Source organism: Streptomyces sp. PU-14G (assembly GCF_041028275.1).
Taxonomy (GTDB): Bacteria; Actinomycetota; Actinomycetes; order Streptomycetales; family Streptomycetaceae; genus Streptomyces.
The window spans coordinates 1-8,517 of sequence record NZ_JASKYT010000306.1 but is presented as its reverse complement, the minus strand read 5'-3'; the positions used below and the strand labels follow the sequence as shown (position 1 = coordinate 8,517).

The window sequence follows — 8,517 nt, the reverse complement described above, 5'->3', positions numbered from 1 at the left end:
CTGGGGGAGGGAGGGAGCAAGCGGCTTCGGGGGAGTCTCCGGGCATCAGTAAGGGGCCGCCCCCGTGGGGTGCGGCCCCTTACTGTTCGAGGTCTGCGCCTCCGCGCAGTCCGGCGACACTCAGCCGGTCACGCGGACCATGTCCGCCTGCGGCCCCTTCTGACCCTGCGAGATCTCGAACTCGACCCGCTGTCCTTCGTCGAGAGTGCGGTACCCGTCCATCTGGATCGCGCTGTAGTGGACGAACACGTCCGCACCACCGTCGACCGCGATGAAGCCGTACCCCTTCTCCGCGTTGAACCACTTGACGGTGCCCTGAGCCATTCCTAACTCCCCTATTGCTGGCCCTTGCACGAGCCCGCACTTCGCGAACCCGGGTCAGACCTCACCCCCACGAGCGAGCGGGGGCGTGCGCCGGAACGCGTCGACCGCCGCTGAATGTATCTGCACGGACGCCCTGTGCAACAGGTCAATCGGACGAGAATTCTGGGCACGACTGATCGGAAAAACCGCATCAACTGCGGTGCTACCAGGGCAAGTCGGGCCAGGCATACGGGGACAACACGACAATTGCCACAGCGTTTTCGGCGCCAACTTGTCGCACCGCCGTGCACACGCTCCTATGCGTCCGGCAAACGGCGGTACAGCACCTCGGGAAACTGCCGTCACTCTACCGCCTTCCGAAACGCGGAATCGCCCCCTCCGGATTCGATCCGGAGGGGGCGATTCCGTGTTCCGCGTGGGACGCGGGAGCCGGACGTTCAGCCGCCGGCCACCGCCGGGATGATGGAGACGCCCGCGCCGTCCGGTGTCGGCGTCTGCAGGCCCTGCTCGAACCGGACGTCGTCGTCGTTGACGTAGACGTTGACGAAGCGGCGCAGCTTGCCGGTGTCGTCGAGGACGCGGGCGCTGATCCCCGCGTGGTTCTTCTCCAGGTCAGACAGCACCTCGGCGAGGGTGCCGCCCTCGGCGGCGACCTCCGCCTGGCCACCGGTGTAGGTGCGCAGGATGGTCGGGATCCGGACGTTCACGCTCATGTTTCGCATCTTCCTTACGTCGGAGGGGGTCGCCGCGCGGGCCGGGGCGAGAAGCGGCTGCTCAGGCCAGGCCTGCGTCGCGGAACGCGCCGAGGCTGGGCCGGATGACGGCGGTGGGCCGGGCCGTGGGCGCCACGGCATCCAGGGTCTTGAGGCCGTCACCGGTGTTGAGGACCACCGTCGTCAGCGTCGGATCGATCGCCCCAGCCTCGATCAGCTTGCGCGTCACACCCAGCGTGACGCCGCCCGCTGTCTCCGCGAACACGCCCTCCGTCCGCGCGAGCAGCTTCATGGCGTCCACGATCTGCTCGTCGTCGACGTCGTCGACGGCTCCGCCGGTCCGCTTGCAGATGTCGATGACGTACGGACCGTCGGCGGGGTCGCCGATGGCGAGGGACTTGGCGACGGTGTCGGGCTGCTTGACGGGGCGGACGGCGTTCGTCCCGTCCTTGTAGGCGCGGGAGACCGGCGAACAGCCCTCGGCCTGGGCTGCGAAGATCCGGAACGGCTTGTCCTCGACCAGCCCGAGCTGGATCAGCTCGCGCAGCCCCTTGTCGATCTTCACGAGCTGGCATCCCGAGGCCACGGGGATGACGATCTGGTCGGGCAGCCGCCAGCCGAGCTGTTCGCAGATCTCGTACGCCAGCGACTTGGAGCCCTCCGCGTAGAAGGGCCGCAGGTTGACGTTGGTGAAGCCCCAGCCCTCACCCAGCGGGTCGCCGATCAGCTCGGAGCAGAAGCGGTTCACGTCGTCGTACGTGCCGTCGATCGCGACCAGGTCGCCCCCGTAGACCGCGGCCATCACGACCTTGGACTGTTCGAGTCCGTCGGGGATGAACACGCAGCTGCGCAGCCCCGCGCGGGAGGCAGCCGCCCCCACGGCGCCGGCCAGGTTGCCGGTCGAGGAGCACGAGAGCGTGGTGAAGCCGAAGGCGCGGGCGGCCTCCAGGGCGATGGCGACCGGGCGGTCCTTGAAGGAGTGGGTGGGGTTGCCCGAGTCGTCCTTGACGTAGAGGCCGCCGGTCACGCCCAGCTCGGCGGCGAGCCGGTCGGCCTTCACCAGCTGCGTGAAGCCGGGGTTGAGGTTCGGCTTCGCGGCGACGTCGGCGGGCACCGGCAGCAGCGGCGCGTAGCGCCACATCGAGGCGGGCCCTGACTCGATGCGCTCGCGCAGCCCCTCCGGGTCACCGGTCGGCAGCTCGTAGGCGACCTCCAGCGGGCCGAAACACTCCAGGCACACGAAGCTGGGGCCGAGCGGGGTGCGGGTGCCGCACTCGCGGCAGGAGAGGGCGACGGCCGCGCCCAGGTCGTAGGGCGCCGGGGCGTCGGAGGCGGTGGTGCTGTTCGCTGAAACTGTTTGCACAGCCATGTGAGGCGAGGCCCTTTCTCCTCATCTTCCCCGTGTCGTATCTCGCCACGGGCCGGAATTGGCACCGTCCCCACGAGGCGGTCTCGCCACAGCTGTCCGCGTACGCGCGGATCGCGGGATGGTTGCCGGGGCTTCAACGGGCCGTTCCCTCTGCCCCTCTGGATGAGCTGCACTATGGCGCCGGGCGGCAGACCGCTCGGGCGTTTGTTCGGGCCCCCGAGATGCGGAGGCCGCCTGCGTTGTTCAAGACTGTAACCGACGGCGGTCACGCTTGAGAGGGACGTCCGAACCGCGAGATGGATCACCGCTGACCGTCCGTACCTCCCCCCGTCGGACCACAGGAAGGCGCGCACGTGCTCGATGAAGTGGGCCAATGGCTGCGGCGCCGCTCCTGGCGCGCCGCCGACCGGCCGCTGGAGGCGCTCCTGGCGGCCAAGCGACGCACGGGCACCACGGTCAGCGTGGTGCTGCCCGCCCTCAACGAGGAGGCCACCGTCGGCGAGATCGTCTCGATCATCCGCCGCGAGCTGGCCTCCCCCCACCCGGCCACCGGAACATCGCTGGTGGACGAGGTGATCGTCATGAACTCCGGCTCCACCGACGGCACCGGCGCGGTCGCGACGGCGGCCGGTGCCCGGGTCGTGCACCGCGACGAGGTGCTGCCCCGGGTACCGGCCAGACCCGGCAAGGGCGAGGTGCTGTGGCGCTCACTGATGGTGACGCGCGGTGACATCATCTGCTTCGTCGACGCCGACCTGCGCGAGTTCTCGCCCGACTTCGTCACCGGCATCGTCGGCCCGCTGCTGACGGAGCCCGACGTGCAGCTGGTCAAGGCGATGTACGACCGCCCGCTGCGGGGCAGTCCGGCGGGCGGCGGGCGGGTGACGGAGTTGGTGGCACGGCCGCTGCTCAACCTGCACTGGCCGCGCCTGGCCGGTCTTGTGCAGCCGCTGGGCGGCGAGTACGCGGCCCGCAGGTCGCTGCTGGAGCGGCTGCCGTTCCCGGTCGGGTACGGGGTGGAGCTGGCGCTGCTCGTCGACGCGCTGGAGCTGGTCGGCCTCGACGCGCTGGCCCAGGTCGACGTGGGGGTGCGCCTGCACCGCAACCAGGACGGGCCGGCGCTGGGCAGGATGGCCACCGCCATCTACGCCACGGCGCAGCGCCGCATCGAACGCGGTGTCGGGCTGGACGACCACCGGGGCGGTCACGACGGCCCGAGCGTGCTGGGCGGACGGTCGGGGGCGACGCCGCTGACCCAGTTCGAACGGGGCGAAGGGGGCACCTTCGAGCCCCGCGGCCACCTGGTGGACGCGGAGGAGCGCCCGCCGATGTGCACGGTGCCCGAATACGGGCAGCGGCGGGTGGCAGCGTGACGGCGCCGCGTGCGGCAGGTGACCGCCTGACGGCGCCGTGCGCGGCGAGCGGCAGCGTGACGGCGCCGCGTGCGGCGGGTGTCCGGGTTCGCCACGCGCGAGGGGTTCGGCGGCCACGCGTACGTTTGAGCGGATTCGGGGACGGCTAGGCTCCGCGCATGGTCGCTGGAGCAACATCACCGAAGGCCTCTTCCTCGGCGTCGTCCCCCGCGTCGTCGCAGGTACTCGTCGCCTCCAACCGCGGGCCCGTGTCCTACGCGCTCGCTCAGGACGGCACGCTCACCGCCAAGCGCGGCGGCGGCGGCCTCGTCTCCGGCCTGTCGGCCATCGGGTCGGGGTCGGACGCGGTGTGGGTGTGCGCGGCGCTCGGCGAGGGCGACCGCGAGGCGGCCCGGCGCACGGGCGGCCACCTGGACCGCGAGGAGACCGGGGGCCAGGCCGTACGGATGCTCGACATCCCGGCGGAGACGTTCGAGGCGGCCTATCACGGCGTGGCCAACTCGGTGCTGTGGTTCACCCACCACATGCTGTACCAGACGCCACTCGAACCCGTGTTCGATGAGGGGTTCACTCGCCAGTGGGCGCAGTACGAGGCGTACAACACCGCCTTCGCCGACGCCCTCGCACGGGAGGCCGAGCAGGGCGCCACCGTGCTGGTGCAGGACTACCACCTCACCCTCGCCCCCAGGATCCTCCGCGAGCGCCGCCCCGACCTGCGGATCGGCCACTTCTCCCACACCCCCTGGGCGCCTGCCGACTACTACGGGATGCTGCCCGACGACGTCGCGGCAGACGTCCTGCGCGGCATGCTCGGCGCCGACCGCACCGCGTTCCTGACCGCCCGCTGGGCGCGCCTGTTCACCGAGTGCTGCGAACAGGTACTCGGCGCGGACGTCTCGGTGGACGACGGCACGCTGTCCGTGACGTACCAGGGCCGCACGACCCGGATCGGGGTGCACCCGCTGGGCGCTGACGGCGACTTCCTGCGGGAGCGGGCACACCGCGACGACGTCGCGGAACGGATGTCCCAGCTGCGGGACCAGGTGGGCACCGGGCCCGACGGGCTGCCCCGCAGGACTCTGGTGCGGGTCGACCGCACCGAGCTGTCCAAGAACATCGTGCGCGGCCTCCACGCCTACCGAAGGCTGCTCACCGACCACCCCGAGTGGCGCGAACACGTCGTCCACCTCGCCTTCGCCTACCCCTCGCGCCAGGACCTCGCCGTCTACCGCGAGTACACCGCCGAGGTCGGCCGGGTCGCCGAGGAGATCAACACCGCCTTCGGCACCCCCGGGTGGACGCCCGTCGTCCTGCACGTCAAGGACGACTTCGCACGGTCGCTCGCGGCGTACCGGATGGCGGACGTCGCGCTCGTGAACCCCATCCGGGACGGGATGAACCTGGTCGCCAAGGAGATCCCCGTCGTCTCTGACGAGGGCTGCGCGCTGGTGCTCTCGCGGGAGGCCGGCGCGCACGAGGAGATGGCGGCCGACGCCTTCTGCGTCAACCCGTTCGATGTGCGGGAGACCGCGGGTGCCGTGCACGCCGCGCTCCGACTCGACGCGGCCACCCGTGCGTCGCACTCCCGCCGCCTTGCCGAGACGGCCACCGCACACCCGCCCGCCCGCTGGCTTCTCGACCAGCTGCGGGAGCTAACGTGACGCGGTGAGCGCCTCCGCGAGGCCGCGCAGCCAGGCCGTCAGGCCCGCCGGGCCGCTGACCGTGACATCCGCGCGCTCCGCGAGCCGCGCAACGGTCTCGTCCCCGGACTGGGGGGCGCTGTAGAGCAGCAGGCCCGGTACCCCGTCACCCCTCAAGGCGGTGACGGTTTCGTAGGCGGGCAGGTCGCCCAGGTCATCGCCCGCGTAGGCGACGGCGCCCGCGTGCTTCTCGCGTACGAAGTCCGCCAGCGCGGCGCCCTTGTCCGCACCCGGAGGCCGCAGTTCGAGGACCAGGCGGCCCGGTTCGACCATGAGCCCGTGCCGTTCGGCGAGGGCGTACAGGGGGGCGCGCAGGGCGGCGAGGGCCTCGTCGGGGGAGGCCGCGCGCCGGGTGTGCACCGCGAGCGCTCTCCCCTTGTCCTCCGTCCAGGTGCCCTCGGGCGCGCCCACCTCCCGCAGCAGCGCGGGGAGTTCTTCCCTGACCGCGGCCACCCCTGGCGGGGGTTCGGGCGCGCGGACGGAGCCGTCGGCGGCGTCCCACCGTTCGGCGCCGTAGGCGCCCAGCACGGTCAGGCCTTCGAGCCCGGCCGCGCCCTCGAAGCCGCCGAAGCGCACGGCGTCGGCCGCGGGCCGGCCCGTGATCACCGCGATGCCCGCCAGGTGCGGGGCGAGCCGGGCGAGCACCGGCACCGCGTCGGGGTGGGCCCGCGCCGCACGCGGATCGGCGACGATGGGTGCCAGGGTGCCGTCGAAGTCGAAAGCCAGTACGGCGCGCGCGGGTTCGGCGCGGAGCGCGGCGAGCCCCGCGCGCCCCTCCTCCGTCCGCGGTTCGGGCAGGGATGCAGGCGACATGACCGCACCCTAACCAGGATGACGCCGCCGCGCGCGCGTCAGCGGGTGCCGTCGCGTCAGCGCGTGCGGTCGCGTCGGCGCGTGCGGTCGCGTCAGCGCGTGCGGTCGCGGTTCGCCTGCCGCAGCCGCCGCAGGCGGTTGACCGTCACAGGGTCGTACTCCGCCGCCCGCACGTCGTCGAGCAGGGCGTTCAGGTACTGGTAGTAGCGGACCGGGGACATGCCGAGCCGCTCCCTGACGGCCCGCTCCTTCTCACCGGGCGAGGGCCACCCGCGCGCGGCGAAGGCCAGCACGGCCCTGTCCTCGTCCGAGAGCCCCGCCGCGGCACCGCCGCCCGCAGGCTCCGCGTCGCGGTCGCCCGCGCGCTCGTCCTCCCTGTCGCCGGTGTCCCCGTTCGGTGCGCTCATTCCTCCACGGTACGGCGCCCCTACGACTCCGCCTTCTCGGCCGCCTCCGCCTTGCGCTGGAGCGCCGTGAGGACAGCCTTCGGGTCGCCGCCCTTCATCGCGGCCTTGCCGACGGACTTCTTCAGAGCGGCGTTGGTGCCGGTCCACGAGACCTTGCCGACCGGGTAGAACTCGGCACCGGCGAGCTGGTCGAGGAAGGGCCACAGCTTCTTGTGCTTCTTGTCCTTGCGCATCCGCTCGGACGCGCTGGTGGTGACGGGCAGCAGCCCGTACCTGGCGGCGAAGGCGTAGTGGTTCTTCTCCTCGTAGACGAAGGAGAGGAACTTGCCGCACGCCTCCCGGTGGCCGTTCTTCTTGAAGGCCATCATCCAGTCGCCGACGCCCAGGGTGCCGTCGGCGGGCCCGTCCCGGCCCGGCAGCTTGCCGGTGCCGTAGGAGAGTCCCTTCTCGTCGGCCTGCTGCACCAGGGTGGGGTGCCCGTTCAGGACGCCGACCTTGCCGGCACTGAAGGCCTCGAAGAGTTTCTGGCGGTCGACGCGCTGCGGGTCGGGCTCGGTGTAGCCGGGGACGACGAGGTTGTCGCGCAGCCACTCCATCGTCTCGATGTTCTCGGGCGAGTTGATGGTGTAGTTGCCGACGCTGTCGACGTAGGAGCCGCCGTTGCCGAGGCACCACATCAGCGCCTCGCCCTGGGCTTCCTCGGGGCCGAGCGGCAGTCCGTAGGGGATCTCGACCCCGGCCTGCTTGAGCCTGCGGGCGGCCGACTTGAGCGTCTCCCAGCTCTCCGGCGGCTTGTCAGGATCGAGTCCCGCCTTGGCGAAGAGGTCCTTGTTGTACATGAGCACCCGCGTGCTGGTGACGAACGGCAGGCCGTACTGCACGCGCTGCACCTCACCGGCCTCCGCGAGGGAGACGAGGAATTCGGCCTGGTCGGGTATGGGAAGCAGCTCGCTGACCTTGTAGAGCTTCCCCTCGGCGGCCCAGCTGGCGTACGAGTCGACCTGGGCGATGTCCGGCGGGTTGCCGGAGTCGACCATGTCACCGAGCTTCTTGCCGATGTCGTTCCAGCTGTACACGGTGACGTCGACGGAGATCTCGGGGTGTTTCCGGGTGAAGGCGTCGGCGAGTTTCTGCCAGTAGATCTTCGAGCTGTTGTTCCCTCCGGGGTTGCCGTAGTCGGCAGCGACGAGCTTCAACGTGACCTCGCCGGATCCAGGCCCACTGCCGCAGCCGCTCAGAGCGGTCATTCCCGCCGCTGAGGCCACCCCGGTCGCGGCCATACCCAGAAATCGACGCCGATCCATCTTCTTCCCTGCCCCTTTAGACCCTGCGAACCCTCAGAACGTGCTCCGTGCTGTGGACCCTCTGGCACCGCCAACCCCCTTGGCACCACCAACCCCGGTCCGTTGAGCGGGAGTCTCCCTCCGTGACCCCCGCATCGTCTACACATGATCGATACCGGTAAGGAATCAGCTTGGCTTCCTTTCGAGCTCCGCAAAAGAATTCCGTGCTCGGACGATTCAGCCTTCCCCCTTCGTCCCCGGGAGGCGCCGAATGCCCTCGCGCGCAGGCCCGCACCCGTCGGCGAGAAGGCGGGTCCGCACCCGCCGGCGAGAAGAAGATCCCCGGAGTGGACTAGACCTTTACGGTGCTCACGCGGGAGACTGTCCCGCGTGAGTACCCCTGACGAGGCCCCCACCGCTCCCCCCACGCGCCCCCCCCCCCCCCCCCCCCCCCCCCCCCCCCCCCCCCCCCCCCCCCCCCCCCCCCCATTCAGCCTTCCCCCTTCGTCCCCGGGAGGCGCCGAATGCCCTCGCG

The 8,517-nt window shown here is 71.3% G+C and carries 8 protein-coding genes and 1 riboswitch; of the genes, 2 read left to right on the top strand and 6 right to left on the bottom strand.

Going from position 1 to position 8,517, the window contains the following annotated elements:
* Positions 1–120: 120 nt before the first annotated feature.
* The 3 genes from AB8Z75_RS26865 to thrC all read right to left on the bottom strand — a co-directional run bounded on the left by AB8Z75_RS26865 (position 121) and on the right by thrC (position 2,406).
* Positions 121–324 carry a cold-shock protein gene (locus AB8Z75_RS26865; RefSeq protein WP_016472377.1) on the bottom strand — a complete coding sequence of 68 codons (204 nt, stop codon included), beginning with the start codon at positions 322–324 and terminating at the stop codon, positions 121–123.
* Between the two features lie 437 nt (positions 325–761).
* The gene (locus AB8Z75_RS26860) at positions 762–1,037 is read right to left on the bottom strand and encodes a MoaD/ThiS family protein (RefSeq protein WP_369206359.1); all 276 of its coding nucleotides are present in this window, start codon (positions 1,035–1,037) and stop codon (positions 762–764) included.
* A gap of 61 nt (positions 1,038–1,098) precedes the next feature.
* Positions 1,099–2,406: a threonine synthase gene (thrC, locus tag AB8Z75_RS26855; protein WP_369206357.1), complete on the bottom strand. Its 1,308-nt coding sequence runs from the start codon at positions 2,404–2,406 to the stop codon at positions 1,099–1,101.
* An 18-nt stretch (positions 2,407–2,424) separates the two neighbouring features.
* Positions 2,425–2,575, bottom strand: a riboswitch (SAM riboswitch).
* A 184-nt stretch (positions 2,576–2,759) separates the two neighbouring features.
* Here thrC and AB8Z75_RS26850 point away from each other — a divergent pair.
* Positions 2,760–3,779, top strand: a complete 1,020-nt coding sequence (locus AB8Z75_RS26850) for a glucosyl-3-phosphoglycerate synthase (RefSeq protein WP_369206355.1) — start codon at positions 2,760–2,762, stop codon at positions 3,777–3,779.
* A gap of 158 nt (positions 3,780–3,937) precedes the next feature.
* Positions 3,938–5,440, top strand: coding sequence for a trehalose-6-phosphate synthase (locus AB8Z75_RS26845; RefSeq protein WP_369206353.1), 1,503 nt, complete (start codon positions 3,938–3,940; stop codon positions 5,438–5,440).
* Here the strand turns inward: AB8Z75_RS26845 and otsB are convergent.
* The 3 genes from otsB to AB8Z75_RS26830 form a co-directional block, all read right to left on the bottom strand.
* A complete protein-coding gene (otsB, locus tag AB8Z75_RS26840) occupies positions 5,432–6,292 on the bottom strand; it encodes a trehalose-phosphatase (protein WP_369206351.1) in 861 nt (286 codons plus the stop codon). The genes AB8Z75_RS26845 and otsB overlap by 9 nt on opposite strands.
* Positions 6,293–6,384: 92 nt before the next feature.
* Positions 6,385–6,699, bottom strand: coding sequence for a DUF3263 domain-containing protein (locus tag AB8Z75_RS26835; RefSeq protein WP_369206349.1), 315 nt, complete (start codon positions 6,697–6,699; stop codon positions 6,385–6,387).
* 20 nt (positions 6,700–6,719) lie between these two features.
* A complete protein-coding gene (locus AB8Z75_RS26830) occupies positions 6,720–7,979 on the bottom strand; it encodes an extracellular solute-binding protein (protein WP_369206347.1) in 1,260 nt (419 codons plus the stop codon).
* Positions 7,980–8,517 lie beyond the last annotated feature (538 nt).

Coding starts and splice junctions, on each gene's coding strand:
- AB8Z75_RS26865 (WP_016472377.1), bottom strand. CDS start 324: ATGGCTCAGGGCACCGTCAAGTGGTTCAACGCGGAGAAGGGGTACGGC.
- AB8Z75_RS26860 (WP_369206359.1), bottom strand. CDS start 1,037: ATGAGCGTGAACGTCCGGATCCCGACCATCCTGCGCACCTACACCGGT.
- thrC (WP_369206357.1), bottom strand. CDS start 2,406: ATGGCTGTGCAAACAGTTTCAGCGAACAGCACCACCGCCTCCGACGCC.
- AB8Z75_RS26845 (WP_369206353.1), top strand. CDS start 3,938: ATGGTCGCTGGAGCAACATCACCGAAGGCCTCTTCCTCGGCGTCGTCC.
- otsB (WP_369206351.1), bottom strand. CDS start 6,292: ATGTCGCCTGCATCCCTGCCCGAACCGCGGACGGAGGAGGGGCGCGCG.
- AB8Z75_RS26835 (WP_369206349.1), bottom strand. CDS start 6,699: ATGAGCGCACCGAACGGGGACACCGGCGACAGGGAGGACGAGCGCGCG.
- AB8Z75_RS26830 (WP_369206347.1), bottom strand. CDS start 7,979: ATGGCCGCGACCGGGGTGGCCTCAGCGGCGGGAATGACCGCTCTGAGC.